Source organism: Streptomyces sp. NPDC058195, from assembly GCF_042883525.1.
In the GTDB taxonomy this organism is placed as follows: domain Bacteria; phylum Actinomycetota; class Actinomycetes; order Streptomycetales; family Streptomycetaceae; genus Streptomyces.
In genome coordinates, this window is the sequence record NZ_JBHVVM010000018.1 from 96,241 (window position 1) to 121,952 (window position 25,712).

Here is a 25,712-nt window from a genome sequence, read left to right on the forward strand (position 1 = left end):
CGCTTCGGAGCAGGGATCGAGGGAGCGGTCGCGGTGATCCTGACGGTCACACTGAACACGGCACTCGACCTGACGTACAGCGTGCCCGAACTCGTCCCGCACGCCAGCCACCGCGTCCGTGAGATGTCCGAGCGGCCCGGCGGCAAGGGGATCAACGTGGCCCGGGTGCTCTCCGCGCTCGGCCACGACACCGTGGTCACCGGCTTCGTCGGCGGCCCCACCGGCGCCCTGCTCCGCGAACTGCTGGCGACCACGAGCACCGCCCCGCGGAGCACCGCCCCGGTCACCGACGCCCTGGTCACCGTCGCCGGGAACACCCGTCGCACCATCGCCGTGGCCGACCGGACCACCGGCGACACCACCCAGCTCAACGAGCCCGGCCCGCACATCACCGCCGGGGAATGGGCCGCCCTGCTGCACCGGTACGAGGAGCTGCTCGCCGGGGCCGACGCCGTCGCGCTCTGCGGCAGCCTCCCGCCCGGCATCCACGTCGGCGCGTACGCCGAACTCGTCCGGGCCGCCCACGCCGCGAAGGTCCCCGTGCTCCTGGACACCAGTGGCGAGCCGCTGCGCCGCGGCATCGCCGCCCGCCCCGACCTGGTCAAGCCGAACGCCGAGGAGCTGGCCCTGCTCACCGGCTCCCGCGATCCGGCCCGCGCCGCCCGTGACGCCCGCCGCCGCGGCGCGCACGGCGTCATCGCCTCACTGGGCCCGGACGGCATGCTCGCCGTCACCCCCGAGGGCGGCTGGCAGGCCCGGCCGCCCGCCGCGGTCCACGGCAATCCGACCGGCGCGGGCGACTCCGCGGTGGCCGGGCTGCTGTCCGGGCTCGTCGAGGAACTGAGCTGGCCGGACCGGCTGCGGAGGGCGGTGGCACTGTCGACGGCGACCGTGCTCTCCCCCACGGCCGGTGATTTCGACCGCGCGGCGTACGAGGAGCTGCTGCCGCGCGTCGTCATCGAGGAACACACACCGGCGGCCTGAAGGGGCCGCGCCCGTGCCGGACCCGCCCGATCGCGGTTCGGAAGAAGCAACAAGAGGTCCGTATGCCGCTCGTCAGCACCGGTGAACTCGTCTCCGCCGCCCAGGCCCGGGGACACGGAATCGCCGCCTTCAACGTCATCACCCTGGAACACGCGGAGGCCATCGCCGCCGGGGCGGAGCGCGCCGGGGCCCCCGCCGTCCTCCAGATCTCCGAGAACGCCGTGAAGTTCCACGGCGGGCGGCTCTCCGGCATAGCCGCCGCGGCCGCCGCCGTCGCCCGTACGTCGAGCGCCCGGCTCGCCCTGCACCTCGATCACGTCGAGTCCGTGGAACTGCTTCACCAGGCACACACGGAGGGCTTCGGCTCCGTCATGTTCGACGCGTCCCGGCTGCCCTACGAGGAGAACGTACGGGCCACGGCCGAGGCGGTGGCCTGGGGCCACGAGCGCGGTCTGTGGATCGAGGCCGAGCTGGGCAAGGTCGGCGGCAAGGAGGGCGAGGCCCCGCTCGACGCCCACGCCCCCGGCGTCCGTACGGACCCGGACGAGGCCGCCGCGTACGTACGCGCGACCGGGGTGGACGCGCTGGCCGTGGCGGTCGGCTCCTCGCATGCCATGACGGAGCGGACCGCCGCCCTGGACCACGAGCTGATCGGGCGGCTGCGCGCGGCCGTCCCGGTACCGCTGGTGCTGCACGGCTCCAGCGGGGTGCCGGACGCGGAGATCCGCCGGGCGGTGGCCTCCTCCGGCATGGTCAAGATCAATGTGGGCACCGCCCTGAACACCGCGTTCAGCGGCGCGGTCCGCGCGTACCTGGCCGAGCACACCACCGGCGTCGACCCGCGGAAGTACCTCGCCCCGGGCCGCGAGGCGATGACCGGGACGGTCGCCGGATTCCTGGCTCTGATGGGCTGATCCCCCCGTACACGGGAAAGGTCCGGCGCCCACGCCGTCGAGCGTGGGGGCCGGACCTCTGCCGTACGGATCAGCGCTTCACGTGACCGGCCTTCAAGGACAGCTGGTCGAGGTTGGCGTCACACTGGTCGCCCTCGTTGCAGGAGATCATCAGGGTGTTCGGGCCCTTCTTGAGCTCCATCCACGCGAAGGTCGTCGTCCAGCCCTTCTCCAGGTCCCCCTCGGCGGCGTTGGCGTAGTTGTCCATGTTGATGCGGCGCGGGGCCTCGGCGTTGACCGTCAGAGACGTCTTCGCGTCCTTGCCCGGCACGCCGTACGTCACGAACAGCGTGTACGGGCCGTCCGCCGGGACGTCGACCGCCCAGGTCGCGGACCGGCCCACCTCGTTGAGGTTGATGTACTGGCCGTTGGAGCTCTTGGCGCCCTTGGTGCTGTTGTCCAGCGTCGCCGAACCGCCCAGCTTCAGCGTCGCCGCGTCCTGCTTGGGCAGCTCGGGCGGGGCCTCGGCGCTGGCGGACTGCTCGGGCTTCGCGGACTCCTCGACCTCCCCGCCGGGGGCGGCCGAGGAGGTGGCCTCGTTCTTCTTGTCGTCCTTGTTCTTGTCCGAGATCAGCGCGGCGCCGATCCCGATGAGCACGACCAGGACCACCGCGACCGCACCGATCAGCAGGCCCTTGGTGTTCGGCCCGCCCTTGGCGGGACCGCCGGAACGGCCGCCGCCCTGCTGCGGGGCGGTCTGCGCGGCGCCGGGGTACGTCTCCGGGGCGGCGTACTGGGCGTTCGGCTGTCCGTACGGCTGCTGCGGCTGCTGCTGGCCGTACTGGCGCTCACCGACGGCACGCACCTGGTTGTACGAGGTCCGGGGCACTCCGGGCTGGGCCGCCGGCGGGTAGCCGTAGCCGCCCTGCCTCGGCGACTGGGCGCCCGCTGCCTGACCGTCCTCGTACAGGTAGCCGAACGGATCGTCGTCCTCGGGCTTGTTTGCGCCGTTGTTCCCGGCCGTCATCCCTGGGTCACTCCTCACCATGTCGCCAGCCGTCGCCGAAAGTGCCAGCCGTGGCCGACCGGGCGAGCCTACCTCGAACGGCCCAGGCCAAGAATCGCCGTCCGCCGCGGCCAGGGGCGACGGCCGGGCCCGGGGACGGCGGTCCCGTGAACCTCAGCCTGCCCTGCGGTGAACCTTCGAGCGGGACCGCTTCTCCACGTACATCCGCTGGTCGGCGGAGCGCAGCACCTCATCGGCGGTCATCCCGCAGGCGGCCCAGCCGATGCCGAAGCTCGCCCCGACCCGGACCGCCCGGCCGTCCACCCGGATGGGCGGGATGATGGCGTTGCGCAGCCGGACGGCGAGGTCCGCCGCGTCCGCCTCGCCCAGCCCGTCGGCGAGGACCACGAACTCGTCGCCGCCGAGCCGGGCCACGGTGTCGCCGTCACGGACACAGGTGGCGAGCCGCCGGGCGACCTCGATCAGCACGGCGTCGCCGGTGTGGTGGCCGAACCGGTCGTTGATCGACTTGAAGCCGTCGAGGTCGCAGAAGAGGACCGCCAGCCCCTTCGCCCCGTCGTCCTGTCCGGTGTCGGGCGCCACGGCGTGCACATGGTGGTCGTAGGGACCGCCGGGCGCCGGGTCCACCTCGTAGCCGTGCGCCGGAGGCTCGTCGGTGTCGCGGTGGGCCGCGTCCCGCGCCTCCACCGGTCCGGCCGCGGCGTTCGGGCGCTCGCAGAGCCGGGCGCTCAGCCGGGAGCGGAGCTCGGCGCTGTTGGGCAGGCCGGTGAGCGCGTCGTGCGAGGCCCGGTGCGCGAGATGCAGCTCGTGGCGCTTGCGCTCCTCTATGTCCTCGATGTGGGTGAGCAGGAACCGGGGGCCGTCCGCCGTGTCGGCGACCACGGAGTTGCGCAGCGAGGCCCACAGGTACGTGCCGTCCCGCCGCCCGAGCCGCAGCTCGGCGCGACCGCCCTCGGCGGACGTCCGCAGCAGGGTGCCGATGTCCTCGGGGTGCACCAGGTCGGCGAAGGAGTAACGGCGCAGCACCGAGGCGGGGCGGCCGAGAAGGCGGCACAGCGCGTCGTTGGTGCGCAGCAGCCGGCCGTGCTGGTCGCCGCCCATCTCGGCGATGGCCATGCCGCTGGGCGCGTACTCGAAGGCCTGGCGGAAGGATTCCTCGCTGGCCCGCAGCGCCTGCTGCTCCCGTTCGAGACGGACCAGCGCCCGCTGCATGTTTGCTCTGAGCCGGGCGTTGCTGATCGCAATGGCGGCCTGTGAGGCGTACATCTGGAGGGCTTCGCGGCCCCAGGCGCCGGGACGGCGGCCGTTGCGCGGCCGGTCCACCGATATGACGCCCAGCAGATCGGCGTCGCCGCCGGTCGCGTACATCGGGGCGTAGAGGCGGTCCTGGGGGTGCCACTCGTCCTCGAAGCGGGGGTCGGGTCCGTCGGTGTGCCACTGCGGCACGTCGTCATCGAGGAGGACCCAGCCGTCGGTGTGCGGTATGAAGCGGAGCTCGTCCCAGGCCTGGCCCATCATCAGACGGCGTTCCCAGGAGGAGCGCGAGCCGACCCGGCCGGTGATCAGGGCCTCCGCCGCGCTGTTCCCGGCGAAGGCGGCGACGACGAGGTCACCGTCGGCACGGACCAGGTTCACACAGGCGAGCTCGTAACCGAGACCGATGACGATGCCGTCGGCCACGGTCTGCAGCGTGTCGGCCAGGCTCCGCGCCGTGTTGAGATCGGCTACGGCCTGGTGCAGCTGCCGCATCGTCGCAAGACGGACGTAGGGCTCCGACTCGGCCTCCATTGTTCGCACTCCCCGAGACCTCGACAGCACTCCAGGTTTCATATCGACGTACTAACCGCAGTGTCACGGCAACTGAATCACAGTGAGCTGTTCCGTCGGTACACAGGGTCAACAAATATCGCACTCTGTGACTCAAGTCACAAGAGATGATAAAGAGCCGTGCGGTCCGGTGGATGCGCCCCGCGCCTTTTGCCGAACGCAAATCCGGCCGTTGCTCCGGGCCTCGCGGTGGCGTTCCGGCCGTCTTTGGCGCACCGGTCCTAGGACCGGACTGGTCCCCTGGCCCGATGCGGAGGCTCCCGCCCCGCGGCTAGCGTGCCGGTGTGTCCCAGATGATGACCTCAGCCCCGCGCCCCCGGCCCATCCCTCATGCTGAGGGGGTGAGCAACGATGAGTTCCGCGCCGCCCTCGCCCGGCTGGCCGCCGGTGTCGTGCTGATCACCGCCCAGGAGCCGCCGCTGGACGAGGACGGACGCGGCGAGGACGCCGGGATGACGGCGACCGCCTTCATGTCCGTCTCGCTGGACCCGCCGCTGGTGATGGTGAGCCTGCGCAACGGCTCCCGGATGGACGACCTGCTGGCCGAGCAGCCGCTGTGGGCGGTGTCCGTGCTCGCCGAGGACCAGCGGCACATCGCCGGGCGCTTCTCGATGAAGGGCCGGATCAGTGACCGGCTGCTGTTCGAGGAGCTCGACTGCACCCGGGGCGCGATCACCTCGGCGCCGCTGGTGGGCGGCGCGCTGGCCTCGCTGGAGTGCCGGACCGAGCAGCGGGTGGTGGCCGGTGACCACACGCTGGTGATCGGACGGGTGCTGAGCGCGGAGCTGCCGGGCGGGGACGGGGCGCCGCTGACGTACTTCCAGGGGCGCTACCGGCAGCTGAAGTAGCAGGCACGGGCCGGACGGGACCGGACACGGACACCGGTCGACCGTCACCGGGCGCGGTCGCCGTCATCGGCCGCGGCCTGGCCTGGCCGCTGGTCCTGGCCACTGGCCTTGGTGGCCGGCTTGGTGGCCGGCCTGGTCTTGCCGCTGGTCGCGGCCTCGTCACCAGTCGCGGCCGGAGCGGCCGCGCTTGGTATCGCCGCGCTGCTTCTTCTCGCGCAGCCGTCGCTCGTTGATCCCCCGGGGGATGCGGGTCTTGCGGCGCGGACGGGGCGGTGGGGCCGTCGCCTCGGCCAGCAGGGAGGCGAGCCGGACGAGCGCCGTCTCGCGGTTGCGCCACTGGGAGCGGTGCTCGGAGGCCCGGACCGCGATCACCCCGCCCACGAGCCGACCCTCCAGGCGCTGTAGCGCCCGCTCCTTCCACACCTCGGGGAGCGCTTCGGTCGCCGCGAGGTCGAAGCGGAGCTCCACCTGGGAGTCGCTGGTGTTGACGTGCTGACCGCCAGGGCCCGAGGACCTGGAGAAACGCCACATGAGCTCGGCCTCCGGCAGGGAGACCGAACCGCGGATGACATAGGGCCCGGACATGACACCCATGGTCCCCGGTCCACGGGGGGTTCGTCACCTTCTTTTCCCGGGCGGTCCACTCGTCCAGCCGGGGGTTTCGGTAAAGAAAGCAAAGGGATCAGGAACCTCCTGGTCCCTTGTCCGCGTTAAGGCCTGTGACGGTAGCTTCGTGAGGGCACGAGGCCCGCGAGCGACGATGAAAGGGACTTCCCATGGCTGTAAGCCTGTCCAAGGGCGGCAACGTCTCCCTCACCAAGGAGGCCCCCGGCCTGACGGCCGTCACGGTCGGCCTCGGCTGGGACGTCCGCACCACCACCGGCACCGACTTCGACCTCGACGCCTCGGCGATCGCGGTCAACCCGGCCGGCAAGGTCGTCTCCGACGGCCACTTCGTCTTCTTCAACAACAAGTCGACGCCGGACCAGACCATCGTCCACACCGGTGACAACGTCACCGGCCAGGGCGAGGGCGACGACGAGCAGATCAACGTCAACCTGGCGGGTCTGCCGGCCGACGTGGACAAGATCGTCTTCCCGGTCTCGATCTACGACGCCGAGTCCCGCAGCCAGAACTTCGGCCAGGTGCGCAACGCGTTCATCCGCATCATCAACCAGGCCGGTGGCGCCGAGATCGCCCGCTACGACCTGAGCGAGGACGCCGCCACCGAGACCGCCATGGTCTTCGGCGAGCTGTACCGCAACGGTGCCGAGTGGAAGTTCCGCGCCGTCGGACAGGGGTACGCCTCCGGCCTGCGCGGCATCGCGCAGGACTTCGGCGTCAGCATCTGATCCCGCCGTACGCGCACACCTGTTCCACGAGCCCCCGGTCGCTGTCCGCGGCCGGGGGCTCGCGCATGGCCGGGTCCGGGAGCCCTGCCGAACATGGCCGAGCGCTGCCGGGCACGCCGAGCGCTGCCGAGCACTGCCGAGCATGGCCGGATATGGCCAACTCCCGCCGATTAACGAACACATGTGTATTCCATTCGGACAAGAAGTAGTCAAATAAATGTGAGGCATTTGTTAGCGCACGGTCAATGCCACTCATTCGGTGGCACGCTCTCCGCTCGTAACCCCCCACGGAACGAGCAACGGAGAACGCATGACCCCCCACATGAACACCCGTCGCGCCGCAGCCCTGGCCGCCGTGGCCGCGATGGTCGTCGTCGGTCTGCAGACCGGTGCGGCAACCGCCGTACCCACCAAGGGCGATGGCGGCTCCTCCTCCGCCCGCAGCGTTGTCCCCTTCGGCGCGAACGCGGGCGCGAAGCGCACCGCCGCCCTCATGTCCGCGCAGAGCGACGCCGCTTCGACCGCCAGCTCGCTCGGTCTCGGCGGCAAGGAGAAGCTGATCGTCCGCGACGTGATCAAGGACGCCGACGGCACCGTCCACACCCGCTACGAGCGCACCTACGACGGGCTGCCGGTGCTCGGCGGCGACCTCGTCACCCACACCGCCCCCGGCGGAAAGCTCAAGGGCGTCACCAAGGCGACCAAGGCCCGGATATCGGTGGCCTCCACCACACCGAAGATCAAGACCGCTGCCGCCGCCCGCAAGGTGATCTGGGCCAGCTCCGGCAAGCCCGTCCTCGCGCTGGAGACGGTGAAGACCGGGGTGCAGAAGGACGGCACGCCGAGCCGGGTGCACACCATCACCGACGCGACCACCGGCAAGGTCCTGCGCAGCTACGAGGCGATCGAGACCGGCGTCGGCCACAGCCAGTACAGCGGTGACGTGGACCTGTCGACCACCGAGAGCGGATCCGGCTTCGAGCTCACCGACAACGACCGCGGCGGGCACAAGACGTACGACCTGAACCAGGGCGAGAGCGGCACCGGCGACCTGGTCACGGACGACGACGACACCTGGGGCGACGGCACCGGCGACGACCGCCAGACCGCCGCCGTCGACGCCGCCTACGGCGCCGCGAAGACCTGGGACTTCTACAAGTCGGCGTTCGGCCGTGACGGCATCGCCGGTGACGGCAAGGCCGCGTACTCCCGGGTCCACTACGGCGACGCGTACGTCAACGCCTTCTGGGACGACAGCTGCTTCTGCATGACGTACGGCGACGGCACGGGCAACAAGAGCGCGCTGACCGCCCTCGACGTCGCGGGCCACGAGATGAGCCACGGCCTGACCTCGTCCACCGCCAACCTCGACTACTACGGCGAGTCCGGCGGCCTGAACGAGGCGACCAGCGACATCCTCGGCACCTCCGTGGAGTTCGCCTCCGACAACAGCACCGACGTTGGCGACTACCTCATCGGCGAGAAGATCGACATCAACGGCGACGGCACCCCGCTGCGCTACATGGACGAGCCGAGCAAGGACGGCGGCTCGGCCGACTACTGGGACAGCAGCGTCGGCGACCTCGACGTGCACTACTCCTCCGGCGTCGCCAACCACTTCTTCTACCTGCTGTCCGAGGGCAGCGGCGCGAAGACCGTCAACGGCGTCGACTACGACTCCCCGACCGCCGACGGCTCAAGCGTCACCGGCATCGGCCGGGACAAGGCCGTCCAGATCTGGTACAAGGCGCTCTCCGAGTACATGACGTCCTCCACCGACTACGCGGGTGCCCGCGAGGCGACCGAGAAGGCGGCGACCGACCTGTACGGCGCGGACAGCGCGGAGCTGACGGCCGTCGGCGCCGCCTGGGACGGCGTCAACGTGAAGTAGGAGTCCCACCAGCGGCACCCCCGTACTGCCCGGCAGGACCGGGCGGCGCCGGGCAGTACCGAGCGGAGTCCCACCGGGAGCCGGTCAGCCCTTCGGGGCGGGCCGGCTCCTGCCGTACAGCCAGGTACTCCACAGCTCGCTCAGATCGCGGCCGGTCGCCTTCTCGACGTAGGCGGTGAAGTCGGCGGTCGAGGCGTTGCCGTGCCGGTGGGCCTTCGTCCAGCCCTTGACCAGGGCGAAGAACCGCGCGTCGTCACCCACGGCCCGGCGGACCTCGTCGACGACCATCGCCCCGCGCCCGTACACCGGCGGCTGCGAGATGTCCGCGGCGGTCGGCGGATCGGCGGGCGGGAAGGCCCAGTTGGCGTCGTCGCGGAACGCGGCGTCGAAGCTGTCGCGGACCGGGACTCCTTCTTTGTCGGCCACCCACAGCCACTCCGCGTACGTCGCGAAGCCCTCGTTGAGCCACATGTCCCGCCAGCTCTCGGGGGTGACGGAGTCCCCGAACCACTGGTGGGCCATCTCGTGGACCAGCAGCCCGGCGTTCGGCGGCCCGGGGAAGAAGGGCCGGTTCTGGGTCTCCAGCGCGTATCCGGAGTCCCCGGGGTGCCCGATGATCGCGCCGGTGGAGGCGAAGGGGTACGGACCGAAGCGCCGCGCCTCCCACGCCACGACCTCCGGAATCCGGGCGAGGATCCGTGTGCTGTCCGCCGCCACCGCCCGGTCCGCCGCGGTGAACACCTCGATGCCGCCCGCCGTTCCCGACTTCTCCGTGTTCTTCGTGTTCTTCGTGTCGAAGCGGCCGATCGCCACGGTCGCGAGATAGCTCGCCATCGGCTCGCCGACGTGCCAGCGGTAGGTGGTGCGGCCCGCCGCGGTGACGGGGGCGGCCGGTTCACCGTTGGAGACCGCCGCCAGCCCTTCGGGAACGGTGACGGCGATGTCGTACGCGGCCTTGTCGCTCGGGTGGTTGTTGCTGGGGAACCAGGTCATCGAACCGGTCGGTTCGCCGAGTGCGACCGAGCCGTCCGCCGTCCGCAGCCAGCCCTCCTTCGACCCGTCGGGGTCGGTGAGGGTGCGCGGGGCGCCCGAGTAGCGGACCACCGCGCGGAAGGTGTGCCCCTCGCTCAGCCGGACCCCGGCGTCCGGGCGCAGCGTCAGCTTCTGGCCCGCCCGGCTGACGGCGGCGGGACGGCCGTCGACCGTCGCGGAGTCCACGGTGAGCCCGACGAGGTCGAGGTGGAAGGCGCTGAGGTCCTGGGTGGCGCGGGCGGTGACGGTCGCGGTGCCGCGCAGCCGCTGGGCGGCCGGGTCGACGTCGAGCACGAGGTCGTAGTGCGTGACGTCGTAGCCGCCGTTGCCGAGCCGCGGGAAGTACGGATCGCGCAGTCCGGCGGCGCCCGGCCGCCCCTCCACACCGCCGGAGCAGCCGGGGACCACCGCCAGCACCAGCAGGGCGAGGGCGGCGGAGGCCGTGCGGCGTACCGGTGTTCGCTGGTTCACTCCCGTGATCCTAGAGGGCGCCCGCGGCCTTTCGGTGGGATTGTCCCCCAGTGGGGTGCGGTCCGGGGGCCGCGGGGGCTCAGAGGACCGCGATGCCGAGCGGTCGGGCACCCACGGCGATCTCGAACGGCCGCGTGCGGCCCGTGAGGTCGACGACGGTGACGCCGTCGCGGTAGCCGTCGCGGGTGAAGCCCTCGGTGACGTACGCCGTGCGGCCGTCGGCGGAGACCGCGACGTCCTCGTGCGGTCCGTCCAGCGGTACGACGCGTTCGGTGCCGTCGGGGGCGCGGACGGTCAGTGAGGGGCCCCGGTCACCGGAGACGACCGGGCCGGTGCCGACGACGAGCAGGGTGCCGTCCGGGGTGATGGTCGCCCCGTGCTGGTGGGTGTCGGCGGTCATCCGCCGGATGGTGGAGCGCCCGGTGCGCGGGTCGAGGACGACGAGCCGTTCGCCCTCGAAGGGCAGCAGCAGCCTGCCGTCCGAGGGGCGCACGACGGCGTAGTGCGGCTTCAGCCAGGAGCCGAGGCCGCCCTCGGTGCCGTACGGGGCGACCTCGTAGCGCCGGGTGTGCCGGGTGGCCGGGTCCACCGCGGTGACGTCGAAGGAGTCGTGGCCGGTGGCGTACACCTCGGTGCCGTCCGGCGAGACGTCCACGTCGAAGGGGCGGCGGCCGACCGGGGCGGTGGCGGTGACCTCGCGGGCCGCGGTGTCGATGATCTCCAGCACGCCCCTGCGGCCGGGCACGTTGACGCCGACGTAGACCTGCCGCCCGTCCGGGGCGAGCGCGATGCCCATGCCGCCGCCCCGGTACTCGCCGGTGGTGACGGGCCCGGTCCGCGTCCGGTACGGGATCCGGGCGACCCGGGTGCGCCGCCGGGTGTCGACGACCGCGACGCCCTCGGCGGTCGCCACCCAGGCCAGCCCGTCGTCGCCGACGACCAGCCCGTACGGGGCGGTGCCGACCTCGACGGAGCCGAGGGTGTGGCGGCGGTGGGCCGGGTCCGGGTCGGCGAAGGTCACGGTGTCGCCGCCGAAGTCCGCGACGAGCAGCGTGCCGTACGGGGTGGCCGTCGGCGACGGCAGGGGCTTCGGGGTGCCCGGCGCACTTCCCGGCGTGCTTCCCGCCACGCTCCCCGGCGCACTGTCCGGCGTACGGGACGACGTCTCCGGCGTACCGCCCGCGCAGCCCGCCAGGGCCGCCGCCGCGAGGAGCGCGGCCACGGCGCGCCGCACGTTCACCGGGCTCCCCTCAGCAGGGCGGCGATCTCCGCGAAACCGCGGCGCTCCGCGTGCTCCAGGGACGTCGTCCCGTCCCCGTCCGGCAGGTCCGCGTCGGCCCCGGCGGCCAGCAGCAGTTCGACGACCTCCTGGTGCGCCCGGCCGCCGTCACCGAGGATCACCGCTTCCAGCAGGGCCGTCCAGCCCAGCCGGTTGACGTGGTCGACGTCGATGCCGGTCAGGCGCAGCAGCTCCCGTACGTACGCGGCGTGGCCGCGCTCGCTCGCCGGGATGAGCACGATGCCGCCGAAGCGGTTGCGGAGCGTCAGGTCGGGTCCGGCGGGCAGGAGGACGTGCAGCATCCGGACGCTTCCGGTCACCCCGGTCGCCAGCCAGGGACTCTCCTCGCGCCGGTCCTGCGCGTCGGGGTCCGCGCCCGCCGCGACCAGCAGCCGGGCGGCCTCGACGTGGTCGCCGTGGACCGCGAGGAGCAGCGGGGTGCGCAGCTCCTCGTCGCGGCAGTCGACGCGGGCACCGCCCTCGATCGCGGCCCGCACCCGGTCGGGGTGACCGGTGCGCGCGGCGTCGAGCAGTTCCTGATCGAGGGCGTTCATGTCCCTGCGGCTCCTGTCACCCGGCCTGTTTGGCGGTTACTTGCTGAGCGAGGCCACACCGGCCTGCGCGAACTTCTCGTCAAGGTCGCCGGACGGGGCACCGGCCACGCCGATGCCCGCGATCGGGGCGCCCTTCGCGGTGACGGGGGCGCCGCCCGCGAGGAACAGGGTGCCCGGGATGTCCTTCAGCGTGGGGGCGTTCGCCAGGCGCTTGGCGAGCTCGGAGGTCGGGGCGTTCCAGGAGACGGCGGTGTACGCCTTCTTCACGGCCGACTCGTAGGCCTGCGGGCCCGCGCCGTCACCGCGCAGGGTCAGGATCGTGTTGCCGTTGCGGTCGACGACGGCGACCGAGACCCGCTGGTTCTCCTTCTTCGCCGCGTCGAGCGCCGTCTGAGCGGCCTTGGTCGCGGCGGCCAGGGTCAGGTGGGTGCTCTGCTGGAGGCTGTGGTTCTTGGCATCGGCCTTCACCGCGGCGGCGGGCGCGGCGGCCGGGGCGGACGCGCTGGCGGAGGCGACTCCGACGGTGCCGGCGATGGCGGCGGCGGCGACACCGGTCAGGACACGAGCGCGCAGCGACAGCTTCTTCATGGTGGGCTCCTCAAGCACGGGATGCACGGTAGGCACGGGACGAGCGTGTTCGGCTCTGTCCTCCATGCTCCGGCCGCCCCCGGCCCCGTACCGTCGACGGACCGGCTCGTCGCCGCGTGCGGGACGGTCGACGGCCCCATCAGCCGAACGGCTGATGCGGCGGCGGCCGACCGGGGTGACCATGGCTGTATCCATGCAGGTCAGACGCATCGCCGGACCTGGGAGCGAGAGGTACGAGGTGAAGCACCGAACCCCATCGGCACCCGGCACCGGCGCGGGACGGCCCGCGGGTGGCTCCCCGGCCGCCGGGGCGGCACGGACCTCGGCCGGCTTCCCGGGCATCGGGGCGGCGCGGGGCGACGACCCGGACGCCCGGTGGCTCACGTTCCTGATGCACGCCGCGTTCTTCCTGCTGCTCGGCGCCTCGCTCACCCGCTTCCTGCTGCGCCACCCCGGCGAGGACCGGACCCCGTGGATCATCGCGCTCTCCGTCGCGCTCGCCGTGCTGTACGTGCTCGGGCCGGTGCTCGGCTCGCGCCCGACGCCGCGGTCACTGCTGTGGCTGGGCGCGCTGGTCGCCGTCTGGATGGTGGTGGTGGTCCTCGCGCCGAGCTTCGCGTGGTGCGCGGTGCCGCTCTTCTTCACCGGGCTGCGCATCCTGCCGCCGCGGGCCGCGCTCGCGCTCGTCGCCCTGCTCACCCTGTTCGTCGTCGCGGCGCAGCTGCGGCTGGCCCAGGGATTCGACCCGAACCTGGTCCTCGCCCCGCCCGCCGTGGCGGCGATCGCGACGGCGGTCTTCGTCCACATGCGGCGCCAGGGCGAGCGCCAGCGCGAACTGGCCGAACGCCAGCGGCAGCTCATCGACGATCTGCTGCGCACCCGCCGCGAACTGGCCGCCACCGAACGCCGTGAGGGCACCCTCGCGGAACGCCAGCGGCTCTCCATGGAGATCCACGACACCCTGGCCCAGGGCCTGTCCAGCCAGCAGATGCTGCTCCAGGCCGCCGACCGCACCTGGGACGCCGACCCCGGCACCGCCCGCCGCCACGTCCGTACGGCCACCGGCATCGCGGAACGCAACCTCGCCGAGGCCCGCCGCTTCGTCCACGATCTGGCCCCGGCCGACCTCGCGGAGGGCGGCGGGCTGGAGGCGGCCCTGCGTGCGCTGGCCGCCCGGGAGACGGCGCAGGGGCAGGGCCGGCTCACCGTCCGCTGCCATGTGGAGGGCGAGGGGCACACTCCGCTGTCCGCCCGGACCCAGTCCGCCCTGCTCCGCATCGCCCAGGGGGCGCTCGCCAACGTCAAGGAGCACGCCCACGCGACGGAGGCGGCGCTGACCCTGACCCACCTCGACGACCGGGTCGTCCTGGACATCGCCGACAACGGGCAGGGCTTCACCCCCGCCGGTGCCACCCGGGCCAGCGGCAGCGTGCGCGGCCACGGGCTGCCCGCGATCCGGGCCCGGCTGCGCCAGCTCGGCGGCACGCTGACCATCGAGTCGGCGCCGGGCGAGGGTACGGTGCTGTCCGCCACCGTCCCCCTCACCTCCACCGCGTCCGCCACCACGCCCCCGAGCACCCCTCCGACCACCCCGAAGGACCCCGGATGACCGCGACGCCGCCCGTACGCATCCTGCTCTGCGACGACCACGTCGTCGTACGCGCCGGTCTGCTCGCCCTGCTCGGCAGCGAACCGGACATCGAGGTCGTCGGCGAGGCCGGGAGCGGCGAGGAGGCCGTCGCCCTGGCCGCCAGGCTCACTCCGGACGTCGTCCTGATGGACCTCCAGCTCGGCACGGGCATCGACGGCGTCGAGGCCACCCGCCGGATCGCCGCCACCGGCGTCCACGTGCTGGTCCTCACCACCTACGACACGGACGCCGACATCACCCGGGCCATCGAGGCGGGCGCCACCGGCTATCTGCTGAAGGCCGAGCGCCCCGAGGAGCTCTTCGCCGCGATCCGCTCGGCCGCCCAGGGCCGAACGACGCTCTCCCCGCCGGTGGCCAGCCGGGTCATGGCCCGGATGCGCAAGCCGCTGCCCACCCTCACCGACCGGGAACTCGACATCCTGGCCCAGCTCTCCCAGGGCCTGGGCAATCGTGAGATCGCCCGCGCCCTGTTCATCAGCGAGGCCACCGTCAAGACCCACCTCGGCCGGATCTACGACAAGCTCGGCGTCGACACCCGCGCGGGCGCCGTGGCCGTCGCCAAGGAGCAGCGTCTGCTGCCGTGAGGCCCCGGGGCGCGCCTGCTGCCGTGCGGCGCGCGGTGCCCGCCGCGGGCGGGAGGCCCCGGGCGGCACGACCGGTCCAGGACGCGATCACCTGAGCCGCCGCAGGCATGAGGCTCCCGGGCGCGCCCCGCGCCGGACATGACACCATCAAGACGTGCTCGACATCGGCTACTCCCTCTCCCGGCGCTTCCCCGACCCGCCGCAGACCGACTACCGCCGCGCGGACGTCCACGCGCTGCGGCACGACCTGTTCTGCGGGGACGTCTACCTCGCGGACACCAAGGAGGACCGCGAGCTGTCCACAGCCTGGGGATGGGTTCCGGTGCTCGACTTCGCGTGGGCGCTGTGCGACATCGTCGAGCGGATCGACCAGGACCCGCGCGGCAGCCGTTCGCACCAGCGGCAGCAAGCCGAGCTGGACTTCACCGAGTCCTCCGACGTGATGTTCTTCGAGCGCCGCTTCGGCTGGGTCGACATCGAGGCCGACTGGATGCCCGGCGACGAGCCGCCGCTCACCTTCGGCCACTCGGTGCTGCGCCGCGAGGCCCGCGACTTCCTGCACGATCTGATCGCCGACCTCTCCGACCTGCACGAAGGGCTCGCCGACAACCCCGCGGTCTGGGACCTCCAGGCCCGCTTCCCCCGCGTCTGACACCGCGGTCCCCGGCTACGCCTCCACCCGCACCCCGATCTGCGCCGCGAACGCGGGCGCCAAGTCCATCAGCTGCGCCGGGCTGATCACCGCGCCCGCCAGCTGCTCCACACCGCGCGCGATGTCCAGCTCCGCGGCCGTCCGCAGGTCCACCGACTCCATCCGGACCGAACTGAAGTCGACCCGCTTCAGCACGCAGTCGCGGAACTCCACCCGTACGAGCTGCGCACCCCCGAAATCCGGCTCGGACAGCACACAGCCCTCGAACACCACGTCCGTGAGCCGGGCCTTGCGCAGATTCAGGTAGTCGATCTTCCCGCCGCGCACCAGCACCCGCTCCAGCACCGCGCCGTGCAGCTGCACCCCGCCCAGCCGGGCGTCCACCACCTCGACATCGCGCAGCGACGCTTCCGCGAGATCGGTGCCCACGCCCCGCACGCCGGTCAGCACCGAATCGATGAAGCGGGATCTGACCAGCTCCGTACGGTCCAGCGCGCAGCCGTCCAGCGCGCAGTCCATGAACCGGGCGCCCCGGCCCGACTCGTCCGAGAGGTCCGCCGCCCCGAACCGCACCCCGTCGTAATCGCCGTCCGGCTCCAGCCCCGCGCCGTCGTACGGGACGAGCGGCGGCAGCCGCACCTCCGGCCGCCGTGCCGCCGTGGTGGTCCGCTTCGCCGTCTTCCCGCTGCTCCGTGCCATGCCCCCATCGTGGCGCACTCCACTGACAACGCCCCGGGCCCCCGCCGCACGCGCCCGGGACCGGGCCTTCCGGAGCTGAGGGCCCCTCGGCCACCGGTCCGGGCGCCCGCCGGGCCTACCGCTGCCCGCCCAGCTCCGCCAGCGGCCCGTCCGTCAGCCGGAACACCGTCCACTCGTCCTGCGGCTGCGCGCCCAGCGACTCGTAGAACGCGATGGCCGGGGCGTTCCAGTTCAGCACCCACCACTCCAGGCGCTCGTAGCCGCGCTCCACGCAGATCCGCGCCAGCTCCCTCAGCAGCGCCTTCCCGTGGCCGCCGCCGCGCCGCTCCGGGCGTACGTACAGGTCCTCCAGGTAGATGCCGTGCACCCCGCGCCAGGTGGAGAAGTTCAGGAACCACAGCGCGAAGCCGACCGGCTCGCCGTCGTCCGTCTCGGCGATGTGCGCGTACGCGGCGGGCCGCTCGCCGAACAGCGCCTCGTGCAACTGCTCCTCGGTGGCCCGCGCCTCGTGCAGGGCCTTCTCGTACTCGGCCAGTTCACGGATCATGGCGTGGATGACGGGGACGTCTGCGGGAGCAGCGGTACGAATCATGAGGGCAGGGTAAGCGGCACTCCACGCTCCGCTTGTTCCGCCCCTGCCCGCCCCAGGCTCCACTCCTTGTCCTGTCCCTTGTCCCACCCCATGCCCCCACTCCTTGTCCTGCCCCCTGTCCCGCCCCGGCCTCCGGGGATGTCGGTCCCGCCGCCGGTCCGGGCGCCGTGCGTCAATCGGATATGACCCCGAGCAGCCCCGCACCGCCCGTCCGGCACCGCGGTACCGCCCTCCGGTGGCTCCGTGGCATCGGCTCCTGGATCCGCAGCGCGCCCGGCACCTACGTCTGGCTGGCCGCGCTCTTCGTCACCACGGTCGTCGCCCGCTTCATGCCTCCGGACTTCGAGGAGGACTTCCTGCGCCAGCGCTCCACCAACATCCACGAGCTCAGCCACGACCCGGTCCGCGTCCTGATCTCCAGCGCCTTCTGGACCGGCGGCGGCCACTGGCTGCCGTGGGCCTTCCTCTACACCGTCTTCCACGCGACCGCCGAGCGCTGGCTCGGCACCCTGCGGTGGCTCGCCGTCGCCGCCCTGGCCCATGTGCTCGCCACGCTCGCCAGCGAGTCCGTCCTGGCCTGGGCGATCCGGCACGGCGAGGCGGCACCGTCCGCAGCCGACACCCTGGACGTCGGGGTCAGTTACGCGCTCGCGGGGGTGGTCGCCGTGCTCACGTACCGCGTCCCGGCGCCCTGGCGGAAGGCGTACGCCTTCGCTGTCCTCGTCTTCTACGGCGTTCCGCTCATCACCGGCCGTACCTTCACCGACCTCGGCCACCTCTCCGCCGTACTCATCGGCCTCGCCTGCTACCCGCTCGCCCGGTCCCGGCAGGGGACGGGAGCACCCCGCGCGCAGTAACGTCCCGCCCGAGAGCCACGAGGGCTCCACACCGGACAAAGCAGGGGCAACATGAGCACCGTCAGCACGGTAAACGGCGGCATATCGTTCTGGTACGCGGACCAGGGCGTCCCGCTCGGCCGGGAACCCCTCCCCGGCGACGCGACCGCCGACGTCTGCATCGTCGGCGGCGGATACACGGGGCTGTGGACGGCCTATTACCTCAAGAAGGCCGTCCCCTTCCTCAACATCACCGTCCTCGAAGCCGCGTTCTGCGGATACGGCGCCTCCGGCCGCAACGGCGGCTGGCTGTACAACGGCATCGCGGGCCGCGACCGCTACGCGAGGCTGCACGGCCACGAGGCCGCCGTCCGGCTCCAGAAGGCGATGAACGAGACGGTCGACGAGGTCGTACGGGTGGCCGCCGAGGAGAACATCGACGCCGACATCCACCAGGGCGGCGTGCTCGAAGTCGCCTACACCCCCGCGCAGCTGGCCCGGCTCAAGGACTTCCACTCCGTGGAGATCGCCTTCGGCGAGACGGACCGGGTGCTGCGCGGCGCCCGGGAGACCTGCGCACGCGTCAACGTCACCGGGGCGGTCGGCTCCACCTGGACCCCGCACGGCGCCCGGCTGCACCCGGTCAAGCTGGTCCAGGGGCTCGCCGCCACCGTCGAGGCGCTCGGCGTCACCGTCCACGAGTCCACACCGGTCACCGAGATCACGCCCAAGCACGCCCGCACCCCGTACGGCACCGTCCGCGCCCCGTACATCCTGCGCTGCACCGAGGGCTACACCGCCAGCCTCAAGGGCCAGCGGCGCACCTGGCTCCCCATGAACTCCTCGATGATCGTCACCGAACCGCTGCCCCAGTCGGTCTGGGACACCATCGGCTGGGAGGGCCGCGAGACCCTCGGCGACATGGCCCACGCCTACATGTACGCCCAGCGCACCGCCGACGACCGGATCGCGCTCGGCGGCCGGGGCGTGCCCTACCGCTACGGCTCGGGTGCCGCGCACGTCAACGGCACCGCGCGCACCCAGCCCGCCACGATCGACGCGCTGCGCGACATCCTGGTCCGCTTCTTCCCCGCCACCGCGGGCACCCGCGTCGACCACGCCTGGTCGGGCGTGCTCGGCGTCCCGCGCGACTGGTGCGCCACGGTCACCCTGGACCGTTCCACCGGGCTCGGCTGGGCGGGCGGTTACGTCGGCTCCGGCGTCGCCACCGCCAACCTCGCCGCCCGCACCCTGCGCGATCTGGTCCAGCAGGACTCCGGCCAGTGCGGCCCCACCGGGCTGACCACCCTGCCCTGGGTCGGCCACAAGGTCCGCCGCTGGGAGCCGGAGCCCTTCCGCTGGATCGGCGTACACGGCATGTACGCGGCCTACCGCGGCGCCGACCGCCGCGAACTGACCTCGTCACGGGCCGGTACGGATCCGGTGGCGAAGATCGCGGACCGGCTGTCCGGACGGCACTGAACGCCCCGGACAGCCGTGCGGGCACCCGCCACCGCAGGGGGTGACGGGTGCCCGCGCGCCGGACCAGGTCAGGTCAGGCGTGGCAGTAGCTCTTCTTGTGACAGGGCTTCGGCTTCGGCTTGGGCTTGCACTTCTTGTCGTGCTTGTCGTGCTTGTCGTGGCACGGCTTGGGCTTGGGGTTCGGCTTGGGCTTGCAGTGCTTGCCCTCGCACGGCTGTTTCTTCTCGACGGTGATGCGGGCCTGGTCCGTGTTGGACACCACGGTGCCGTTGCGCGCGGTGGCCAACGCGTTGTTGACGACCTCGCCGCGGTCGGCGTCCGCCTGGGTGACGGTGTACGTACCCGTGCAGGTGGTGGAGGCACCGGGGGCGAGCGTGGTCGCCTCGCAGGTCACCCCCGTCACCCGGTCGTCGTTGACCGCGATCCCGGTCAGCTCCTGCGAGCCGGTGTTGGTGACGGTGTAGGTGTACGTCACCGTGTCGCCCACCCGGTAGGTGCGCGTGTCGTCCACCGTCTTCGCCAGACTCAGCGACGGCTCGGTCTCCGTCTCGGTGCGCACGGTGGCGTTGTCGGGCTCCGACTGCACGTCCGTGCGGCCGAACTGCCCGTGCGCGACCGCCACGTTGGCGATCTCGCCGCGGTCGGCGTCCGCCCGGGTGACGGTGTACGTGCCCGTGCAGGTGGTGGAGGCACCCGGGGCGAGCGTGGTCGCCTCGCAGGTCACGTCCGGCACGAGATCGTCTTCGACCGCGATATTGGTCAGCGTCACGTTGCTGGTGTTGGTGACGGTGTACGTGTACGACACCTGGTCACCGGGCCGGTAGACCCGGCTGTCGTCGGTCGACTTCGTCAGCCCCAGCGTCAGCTCGGAGGCGACCAGCACGGTCACCTCGTCGGGCTCCGACTCCACATCGGTACCGCCGGACCGGCCGCGCGCGGTGGCGACGTTGGTGACCGACTCCGCTTCGGCGTCGGCCTCGGTGATCCGGTAGGTGCCGGTGCAGGTGGTGCTGTCACCAGGCTGCCCGTTCGGGGCGAGCGTGGTCGCCTCGCAGGTCACTCCCGTCACCCGGTCGTCGCCGACCGAGAGGTTCGTCAGCTCCTGCGGGCCGAGGTTGGTGACGGTGTACGTGTACGTCACGTCGTCGCCGGCCTCGTACACCCGGGTGTCGTCGGCCGACTTCTCCAGCCGGACACCGGGTCCGGACTGCACCGGCAGGGTGACCTCGTCGGGAGGTGACTCGACGGGGGTGTCGTCCGCCCGGCCGCGCGCGGTCGCCCGGTTGGTGACCGAACCGGCCGCGCCGTCCGCCGCGGTGACGGTGTACGTACCGGTACAGGTCATCGACGCGCCCACCGCGAGCGTGCTCTGCGGACAGCTGATGCCGGTGACCCGGTCGTCCGCCACGGTCACATCGGTCAGCGGCACGCCGCCGCTGTTGGTCACCACGTACTCGTACGGCACCTGCGTGCCCGGGGTCAGCGGCAGCTCCAGCGGGGGTTCCTGGGAGACCTGCTTGACCAGGTTGAGCTGGGGCAGCGGCGCGGCCGGGTGGACGCTGACATTCCGGATCAGGTGGACGTCGGTGAACAGCCCGGTCGACGCGGCGAAGCCGAACTTGTAGGTGCTGGGCACCGGCTGGGGCGCCGGGGTGGAGAGCACCTGCTGGCTTCCGTTGCCGTCGTGGAAGTCGATCGCGACGGTGATCACCGGGCTCGGCGACGGGGAGATCTCCACGGTCACCGTGCGGCGGGAGGGCTCCAGCAGCGCCTCGGCCTCCGCCGGAGTCGCGTCCGCCGGGATCGAGGTGGTCGGACCGTGCAGCTGACCCGGCAGGGTGGAGGGCCAGGGACCGGTGGTGGAGAAGTTACTGGTCGTCGCGTCGAGGAAGCAGTAGCCCTCGGTGCCGTTGCCCGGCCCGCGCACCGTCACCATGTTCGTGCCGGGAGCCGGGACGTGGAAGGCCGTACCGGCCGGGGAGCGGTTGGCGCAGCCGTTGCCGCGGTGCTCCCAGTCGCCGAAGTAGTTGCCGAGCACATCGAGGCCGACCCCGACATAGCCGCGGTTGACGCCCGGCAGGAAGGGCTCGGCCGGGTTGTCGTCGGGCAGCTTCTGCGCGTAGCCCAGGCTGCCGCCGAAGGCCCCGGGGGCGGTCAGCGAGGCGGCTCCGTCGATGAGGAAGAACGAGATGCCGTCGGCCGGAGGGTTGGTGGTGCCGCCGTACTGCCACTGGTCGAAGCTGGTGACCAGACCCTGGTTGGCGGGGAGCGCGTGGTTGTAGAGCACCGCGGCGGACTGGTCGTGGGACGCGTCGGTCAGCCGCAGGTACCCGCGCGGCGCGGCGTTGTCCGGCGGTACGGGACCGGTGGCACCGGCCGGGCAGCCGGTGAGCGGGTGGGTGCCGGGGCCGGGCGCCGGGGCCTGAGGGGCGCCGGTCAGACAGGCGGGCCCGAACCCCTCGAACTCCGCGTCCGCGGTGGCCCCGGTGAACGTCTCGTTCACCAGGGGCACGCCCGCGGGCTGGGCGGCGACCGGCTGCGCGGGCAGCCCCAGCCCGGCCGCCACCAGCCCGAGCACACCGAGCCCGCCCGCGGTCAGGCGTCCCAGCCTGTTCTGTCCACGACTACGTCCACGACCTCTGGCCGGGGCACCGAAATATCTCAGCCTCATGCCGGGCAACGTAGGGATTCGCCCCGGCGCCCGGCCGTAACACGCCCCACGCCTCCCGACCGCCCACCGTCCGGCGTACGCATCCGAATGACGCCGCCCACGGCGGATCGCCCGTCGGAGCGAACGGCCAAGACGGCACAGAAATCCGGCACCGCCCGGCCGGATGATCCGACAACTGAACAAACGTTCCGTATCGGCGCGCATTGACAGAGGCGGCCCGCACTCCAAATACTGACTGTTCATTCAGTAAGGAGCCTGTGCCGTGCCTGGAGTCACCCCGTCGGATCCCACCCCCGCCGCCACCCCGATCACTGGCGGGAAAGCCCTGGTCCGGGCGCTCGCCGCACACGGCGTGACCCAGGCCTTCGGCATCCCCGGCACACACAACCTGGAGATCTACCGGCACCTGGACGCCCACCGGATCGCGCACCTGAACCCCCGCCACGAACAGGGCGCCGGTTACGCCGCCGACGCCTACGCCCGGGTCAGTGGCCGCCCCGGCGTGGCGCTCACCACCACCGGTCCGGCCCTGCTGAACATCGCGGCCGCCGTGGGCCAGGCGTACTCCGACAGCGTCCCGCTGCTCGTCGTCTCCCCCGGCATGCCGCTGCGCCACCCCCGGCAGTCGACCGGACTGCTGCACGAGACGCGCAGCCAGACCGAGGCCCTGCGGGGCGTCGCCGCCCTCAGCCACCGGGTGTCGTCGGTCGAGGAGATCGGCGTGGCCGTCGCCCGCGCCTTCACGCTCTTCCGGACCCGGCGCCCCCGCCCCGTGCACATCGAGATCCCGCTGGACCTGCTCACCGCCGCCGAGCCGGCCGGACCGGTGCGCACCGCCCCGCCGGTGCCGCCCGTCGCGGCGGACCCCGGGGTGGTCGCGGACGCCGCCGCGGTGCTGCGCACGGCCGTCCGGCCCGGGATCGTGCTGGGCGGCGGCGCGCGCGGGGCCGCCGCGGAGTGCCTGCGGCTGGCCGAACTGCTGGACGCCCCCGTGGTGACGTCCGCCAACGGCAAGGGGATCGTCCCCGAGCGCCACCCGCTCGCGCTCGGCGTCTCCCTGAACAGCCCGGCCGTCCAGCGCTGGCTCGCGGAGTGCGATGCGGTGCTCGCCGTCGGCACGGAGCTCGCCGAGTCCGACCTGTGGGCGCCGCCGCCCGCGCTCGGCGGCACGCTCGTACGGGCCGACCTCGACCCGGCGCAGATGTACGCGGGAGTGCCTGCGGACATCCCGCTGGTGGGCGACGCCCGCCCCACCCTGCGCGCCCTCCTCGCCGCCCTCTCCGGGAGCGCCGCGCGCCCCTCCGCCGCGCGCCCCTCCGCCGCCCACCGCTCCGTCGCCGCCCTGCGCGCCGAACGGGACGCCGCGACCCGGGAGCAGGACGCCCCTCTGCTGCCGTACCTGGCCGCGATCCGGTCCGTGCTCCCCGCCGACACCGTCCTCACCTCCGACAGCGCCCAGTGCTGCTACTACGGCGCGCTCCCGCACCTGCCGGTCGGCCCCGAGGGCCGCTACCTCCACCCGACGGGCTTCGGCACGCTCGGCTACGCGCTGCCCGCCGCGATCGGAGCGAAGGCGGCGGACCCGGCCCGGCCGGTCGTCGCGCTCAGCGGCGACGGCGGCCTCCAGTTCTCCGTACAGGAGCTGGCCACCGCCGTACAGCTGCGCCTCCCGCTGCCCGTCGTGGTCTTCGACAACGGCGGCTACGGCGAGATCCGCGACGAGATGGCGGCCCGCGGCGACCGGCCCACCGCCGTCGACCTGCCGTCGGTGGACCTGCCCGCGCTGGCCCGCGCCTACGGCGGCCACGGCGTGCGCGCCGAGTCCCCCGAGGCGCTCGCCGAGGCACTGCGCCGCGCCCTGGACACCCCCGGCCCCACCCTCATCACCGTCCCCGAGGAGCCCTCCCGATGACCGCCCCCGCCCCCGCCCCCGCTGTCGACGCCAACGCCGACGCCCCGTTGATCTCCCTCACCTGGACCGACCCGGAGACCGGCCACCGAGGGCACCTGGTCATCGACCGCCTGGTGCGCGGCGTCTCCAGCGGCGGCCTGCGGATGCGGGCCGGGTGCACGCTGGAGGAGGTCGCCGGGCTCGCCCGCGGCATGACGATGAAGGAGCTGCTGCACTACGATCCGGCCGCCCGCTACATACCGCTGGGCGGCGCCAAGGGCGGCATTGACTGCGACCCGCGCGACCCCGCCGCGTACGGCGTCCTGGTCCGCTACCTGCGCGCCGTACGCCCGTACGTCGAACGGTTCTGGACCACCGGTGAGGACCTCGGCCTCACCCAGGACCTGGTGGACCGGGCCGCCGCAGAGGCGGGCCTGGTCTCCTCCGTCCAGGCGGTCTATCCGCTCCTGGACGACGAGGCCGCGGCCCGGCGGCGCCTCGCCGACGCCTTCGCCATCGAGGTGGACGGCATCGGCCTGGACGGGCTGGTGGGCGGCTGCGGGGTCGCCGAATCGGTGCTCACCGCGCTGGACCGGGCCGGTGTCCCGTACCGCGGCACCCGCGTCGCGGTGCAGGGGCTCGGCACCATGGGCGGCGCCACCGCCCGCTTCCTGGCCCGCGCCGGGCTCCGCGTCGTCGCGGTCGCCGACATCAAGGGCACCGTCGTCCACCCGGACGGCCTGGACGTCGAGGCCCTGCTCGCCGCCCGCGACGGACACGGCACGGTGGACCGGGCCGCGCTCCGCGCCGGGGACCGCGAACTGCCGCCCGGCGCCTGGCTGTCCGTCGACGCCGACGTGCTGGTCCCGGCCGCCGTCTCGTACGCCGTCGACACCGCCAACCAGGCCGGCGTCACGGCCCGCTGGATCGTCGAGGCCGCCAACATGCCGGTACTGCCCGAGGCCGAGGCGCTGCTGGCCGCCCGCGGCATCACCGTACTGCCGGACGTCGTCGTCAACTCCGGTACGAACGCCTGGTGGTGGTGGACGCTCTTCGGCGACATCGGCGCCGACGCCGACGAGGCGTTCGCGTACGTCCGCCGGTCGATGCGCACCCTGGTCGAGCGGATGCTGACCCGCGCCGAGGCCGAGGGCATCACCCCCCGGGCCGCCGCGCACGCCCTGGCCGCGGACCGGCTGCCGGTCGTCACGGAACGCTTCGGCCGCTACCGCTGACCCAGCCCCCCAAGGCCCGCTTCCAGCGAGCCGAAACAAAAAGATACGAAAAGAACGACAGGAAAAGAACAACTCCGAAAGGGCTTGCGGGGAATCAGTCAGGAAATTCCCCGCAAGCCCCGGCGCACACCACGGCGCACACCACAGCGCACCTTTACCGGGCCACCGATTCGCCCAGCCAGTGGCTCACCGATTCGCCCGGAAGCCGCCGTGGCGGCATCCTCACTTGACGAGCCGGATGGAGTTGTACGGCGTGTAGTCGTAGTCGGCGTAGGTGTCGGCCTTCTGGTACCCGCCGCAGTTGTTCCCGGCCGCGTCGTAGCAGTTGCGGGCGGTGGCACCACCGGTCTGGTGGTTGTAGATCCGCTTGGTGCCAACCTGGTTGTAGATCTTGTGGACCCCGTAGGAGTAGAAGATGTACGTGGGCTTGTCGTTGGCCCAGCTGCCGTTCGGATAGAGGCAGACGGCCCCCGACGGGCAGCCGTGGATCGTGGCGGCCGCGCCCGCCGCGGTGGCGCTGCCGCCGAGCGACAGGCTCGCTCCGGCGGCGACCACGGCGGCGGCCGCGACGGTCCTGGCGAATGCGCTACGCATCGTGCCCATGTCTGATTCCCCCAGTGTTCGCGCCGCGGTCCCGTTCCGGACCGCGGCTCTTTTCCGTTGAACGCTCGTT

The 25,712-nt window shown here is 72.7% G+C and carries 23 protein-coding genes; 12 read left to right on the plus strand and 11 right to left on the minus strand.

Annotated features, from left to right (window positions below):
• Positions 1 to 33: 33 nt before the first annotated feature.
• Both ACFVWY_RS22645 and ACFVWY_RS22650 read left to right on the plus strand, forming a co-directional pair.
• The gene (locus ACFVWY_RS22645) at positions 34 to 984 is read left to right on the plus strand and encodes a 1-phosphofructokinase family hexose kinase (RefSeq protein ID WP_389875264.1); all 951 of its coding nucleotides are present in this window, start codon (positions 34 to 36) and stop codon (positions 982 to 984) included.
• Positions 985 to 1,046: 62 nt separating this feature from the next.
• Positions 1,047 to 1,898, plus strand: coding sequence for a ketose-bisphosphate aldolase (locus ACFVWY_RS22650; RefSeq protein WP_389875266.1), 852 nt, complete (start codon positions 1,047 to 1,049; stop codon positions 1,896 to 1,898).
• 70 nt (positions 1,899 to 1,968) lie between these two features.
• Here the strand turns inward: ACFVWY_RS22650 and ACFVWY_RS22655 are convergent, their stop codons facing one another.
• Positions 1,969 to 2,904 carry a carbohydrate-binding protein gene (locus ACFVWY_RS22655; protein WP_389875269.1) on the minus strand — a complete coding sequence of 312 codons (936 nt, stop codon included), beginning with the start codon at positions 2,902 to 2,904 and terminating at the stop codon, positions 1,969 to 1,971.
• A gap of 153 nt (positions 2,905 to 3,057) precedes the next feature.
• Positions 3,058 to 4,692, minus strand: coding sequence for a diguanylate cyclase CdgB (gene cdgB, locus ACFVWY_RS22660; RefSeq protein WP_389875272.1), 1,635 nt, complete (start codon positions 4,690 to 4,692; stop codon positions 3,058 to 3,060).
• Positions 4,693 to 5,072: 380 nt separating this feature from the next.
• Here cdgB and ACFVWY_RS22665 point away from each other — a divergent pair, with 380 nt between their 5' ends.
• Complete coding sequence (locus ACFVWY_RS22665) at positions 5,073 to 5,579, plus strand: flavin reductase family protein (RefSeq protein ID WP_389875274.1); 507 nt, start codon at positions 5,073 to 5,075, stop codon at positions 5,577 to 5,579.
• 159 nt (positions 5,580 to 5,738) lie between these two features.
• On the opposite strand, the gene arfB is transcribed toward ACFVWY_RS22665, so the two are convergent.
• Positions 5,739 to 6,173 (minus strand): alternative ribosome rescue aminoacyl-tRNA hydrolase ArfB, encoded by a 435-nt coding sequence (gene arfB / locus ACFVWY_RS22670; protein ID WP_389875276.1) that lies wholly within the window; start codon positions 6,171 to 6,173, stop codon positions 5,739 to 5,741.
• Between the two features lie 182 nt (positions 6,174 to 6,355).
• Between arfB and ACFVWY_RS22675 the strand changes: the two genes are divergently transcribed.
• Together ACFVWY_RS22675 and ACFVWY_RS22680 are read left to right on the plus strand one after the other, a co-directional pair.
• A complete protein-coding gene (locus tag ACFVWY_RS22675; RefSeq protein WP_389875279.1) occupies positions 6,356 to 6,931 on the plus strand; it encodes a TerD family protein in 576 nt (191 codons plus the stop codon).
• Positions 6,932 to 7,241: 310 nt separating this feature from the next.
• On the plus strand, positions 7,242 to 8,822 hold the full coding sequence (locus ACFVWY_RS22680; protein WP_389875281.1) for a M4 family metallopeptidase: 1,581 nt from the start codon (positions 7,242 to 7,244) through the stop codon (positions 8,820 to 8,822).
• A gap of 84 nt (positions 8,823 to 8,906) precedes the next feature.
• Here the strand turns inward: ACFVWY_RS22680 and ACFVWY_RS22685 are convergent, their stop codons facing one another.
• The 4 genes from ACFVWY_RS22685 to ACFVWY_RS22700 form a co-directional block, all read right to left on the minus strand.
• Positions 8,907 to 10,325: a M1 family metallopeptidase gene (locus ACFVWY_RS22685; RefSeq protein ID WP_389875283.1), complete on the minus strand. Its 1,419-nt coding sequence runs from the start codon at positions 10,323 to 10,325 to the stop codon at positions 8,907 to 8,909.
• 79 nt (positions 10,326 to 10,404) lie between these two features.
• A complete protein-coding gene (locus tag ACFVWY_RS22690; RefSeq protein WP_389875285.1) occupies positions 10,405 to 11,565 on the minus strand; it encodes a YncE family protein in 1,161 nt (386 codons plus the stop codon).
• On the minus strand, positions 11,562 to 12,158 hold the full coding sequence (locus tag ACFVWY_RS22695; protein WP_389875288.1) for an ankyrin repeat domain-containing protein: 597 nt from the start codon (positions 12,156 to 12,158) through the stop codon (positions 11,562 to 11,564). The genes ACFVWY_RS22690 and ACFVWY_RS22695 overlap by 4 nt, the downstream gene beginning before the upstream one ends.
• A 36-nt stretch (positions 12,159 to 12,194) precedes the next feature.
• Positions 12,195 to 12,746, minus strand: a complete 552-nt coding sequence (locus tag ACFVWY_RS22700) for a heme-binding protein (RefSeq protein ID WP_389875420.1) — start codon at positions 12,744 to 12,746, stop codon at positions 12,195 to 12,197.
• Between the two features lie 193 nt (positions 12,747 to 12,939).
• Here ACFVWY_RS22700 and ACFVWY_RS22705 point away from each other — a divergent pair, with 193 nt between their 5' ends.
• The 3 genes from ACFVWY_RS22705 to ACFVWY_RS22715 all read left to right on the plus strand — a co-directional run bounded on the left by ACFVWY_RS22705 (position 12,940) and on the right by ACFVWY_RS22715 (position 15,633).
• A complete protein-coding gene (locus ACFVWY_RS22705) occupies positions 12,940 to 14,355 on the plus strand; it encodes a sensor histidine kinase (protein WP_389875291.1) in 1,416 nt (471 codons plus the stop codon).
• Positions 14,352 to 14,981, plus strand: coding sequence for a response regulator (locus tag ACFVWY_RS22710; protein ID WP_389875294.1), 630 nt, complete (start codon positions 14,352 to 14,354; stop codon positions 14,979 to 14,981). Before ACFVWY_RS22705 ends, ACFVWY_RS22710 begins: the two co-directional genes overlap by 4 nt.
• 154 nt (positions 14,982 to 15,135) lie before the next feature.
• Positions 15,136 to 15,633, plus strand: a complete 498-nt coding sequence (locus tag ACFVWY_RS22715) for a hypothetical protein (RefSeq protein ID WP_389875296.1) — start codon at positions 15,136 to 15,138, stop codon at positions 15,631 to 15,633.
• A gap of 15 nt (positions 15,634 to 15,648) precedes the next feature.
• Here the strand turns inward: ACFVWY_RS22715 and ACFVWY_RS22720 are convergent, their stop codons facing one another.
• Together ACFVWY_RS22720 and ACFVWY_RS22725 are read right to left on the minus strand one after the other, a co-directional pair.
• Positions 15,649 to 16,332 (minus strand): pentapeptide repeat-containing protein, encoded by a 684-nt coding sequence (locus ACFVWY_RS22720; protein ID WP_389875299.1) that lies wholly within the window; start codon positions 16,330 to 16,332, stop codon positions 15,649 to 15,651.
• Positions 16,333 to 16,447: 115 nt separating this feature from the next.
• Complete coding sequence (locus tag ACFVWY_RS22725) at positions 16,448 to 16,924, minus strand: GNAT family N-acetyltransferase (RefSeq protein WP_389875301.1); 477 nt, start codon at positions 16,922 to 16,924, stop codon at positions 16,448 to 16,450.
• A 182-nt stretch (positions 16,925 to 17,106) separates the two neighbouring features.
• On the opposite strand from ACFVWY_RS22725, the gene ACFVWY_RS22730 reads away from it, so the two are divergent.
• Positions 17,107 to 17,781: a rhomboid-like protein gene (locus ACFVWY_RS22730; RefSeq protein WP_389875303.1), complete on the plus strand. Its 675-nt coding sequence runs from the start codon at positions 17,107 to 17,109 to the stop codon at positions 17,779 to 17,781.
• Positions 17,782 to 17,832: 51 nt separating this feature from the next.
• Entirely contained in the window at positions 17,833 to 19,242 is a 1,410-nt protein-coding gene (locus tag ACFVWY_RS22735) for an NAD(P)/FAD-dependent oxidoreductase (protein WP_389875306.1), read from the plus strand.
• Between the two features lie 73 nt (positions 19,243 to 19,315).
• Here the strand turns inward: ACFVWY_RS22735 and ACFVWY_RS22740 are convergent, their stop codons facing one another.
• Positions 19,316 to 21,913, minus strand: a complete 2,598-nt coding sequence (locus ACFVWY_RS22740; RefSeq protein ID WP_389875307.1) for a hypothetical protein — start codon at positions 21,911 to 21,913, stop codon at positions 19,316 to 19,318.
• Positions 21,914 to 22,175: 262 nt separating this feature from the next.
• Between ACFVWY_RS22740 and ACFVWY_RS22745 the strand changes: the two genes are divergently transcribed.
• Entirely contained in the window at positions 22,176 to 23,825 is a 1,650-nt protein-coding gene (locus tag ACFVWY_RS22745; RefSeq protein WP_389875310.1) for a thiamine pyrophosphate-binding protein, read from the plus strand.
• The gene (locus tag ACFVWY_RS22750) at positions 23,822 to 25,039 is read left to right on the plus strand and encodes a Glu/Leu/Phe/Val dehydrogenase dimerization domain-containing protein (protein ID WP_389875311.1); all 1,218 of its coding nucleotides are present in this window, start codon (positions 23,822 to 23,824) and stop codon (positions 25,037 to 25,039) included. The genes ACFVWY_RS22745 and ACFVWY_RS22750 overlap by 4 nt, the downstream gene beginning before the upstream one ends.
• Before the next feature lie 222 nt (positions 25,040 to 25,261).
• On the opposite strand, the gene ACFVWY_RS22755 is transcribed toward ACFVWY_RS22750, so the two are convergent.
• Positions 25,262 to 25,642 carry a hypothetical protein gene (locus ACFVWY_RS22755; RefSeq protein ID WP_389875313.1) on the minus strand — a complete coding sequence of 127 codons (381 nt, stop codon included), beginning with the start codon at positions 25,640 to 25,642 and terminating at the stop codon, positions 25,262 to 25,264.
• Between the last annotated feature and the right edge of the window lie 70 nt (positions 25,643 to 25,712).